We start from the raw sequence: 1,128 nt of genomic DNA on the forward strand, positions 1-1,128 counted from the left end.
GTCGGGGTGTTCGTACGGGATCGATGTGCGGTGGTGGGGTGAACCAGACTTCGGTTCGGGTTGCGTGGATGTCCCATCCCTCGCGGTGGATTCGGTGGTGGCAGAAGGAGCAGAGCATGACCCCGTTACTGAGGTCGGTGGGTCCGGTGTCGCGTTCCCACCATCTGATGTGGTGTGCGTCGACGTAGGCGATGTTCTGCCCGCAGGATGCGCAGCCGCCGTCGCGTTCGGCGAGCGCGAGTCGTTGCGCCTTGCTGAACAGGCGGGCCGAGCGGCCGAGGTCGAGCGGGACGCTTTCGCCGCCGAAGACGGCGGGGATGAGCTCGGCATCGGCGGACATCCGCCGCGCCGTGGCCGCGCTGATCGGTTGGTCGATGCCGTCGATGCGGGCGTGTCCGAGACCGGTGGTGAGGGTGTCGTGGTCGAGGCGCACCACGACCGTGGCTTTCGCGAGCGGGGTCAGGGTCTGCTCGCAGCCGAGGGTGTGGCGGCAGATCGCGGCGAGCGCGTCGGCTTGGATCTGCGGGATCGACCGTGGGTCGTCGACGACCGGACCCGACTCCGAACCCGAACCCGACGTGCCCGGTTCGCGGCGGCGCAGGACGTCGCTGACGAGCGCTTCGATCGCGGTCTTGATCGGGGCGGCGGTCTCGGGGTCGAGGCGGGCGTGCAGGTGCAGCATGCCTGCGGTGTCTTCGCGGATCGTGAGGGAACGCTCGGCGCGGAGTTGCTCCTCGCGGGGTTCGACGCCATCGTGGTCGAGTCGGGCCTCGGCCTCGCGGACGCCGCGGATGAGCAGGTCGAGCGGCACCCGACCGGCGAGGTCTGCGAGGACCGCTTCGGTGGTGTCGGCCAGGCCGGGATCGGCACGTACCCGCACCCGGTCGAGCATCGCCGTGATCGCGGATGCCGCGTCCACGCCGATCCGGCCGGTTTCGAGTGCTGCGGCGACGTGCGGATGCCGTGACGGCAGCCGGTCACCGCCGAACGTCTGCCGCTGCGCGGTCGCGGTGCCGACCGCGATCAGCTTCGCCGCATCAGTCCGGGAGGACCCCGTGGAGGCGGCGATCATCCGGACCGGGTTGTGGAACCCCTGCGCCCTGGCCAGGCTCGACTCACCCGCCTCCC

General features: G+C 70.7%; 1 protein-coding gene. It reads right to left on the bottom strand.

What is annotated here, in order from left to right; genetic code table 11:
- The coding region (locus IEX31_RS18435) for an HNH endonuclease signature motif containing protein (RefSeq protein ID WP_229662500.1) at positions 1 to 1,072 on the bottom strand (1,072 nt) is incomplete at its 3' end.
- Positions 1,073 to 1,128 lie beyond the last annotated feature (56 nt).

Origin of the sequence: Agromyces bauzanensis (genome assembly GCF_014645655.1) — a bacterium.
Classification (GTDB): domain Bacteria; phylum Actinomycetota; class Actinomycetes; order Actinomycetales; family Microbacteriaceae; genus Agromyces; species Agromyces bauzanensis.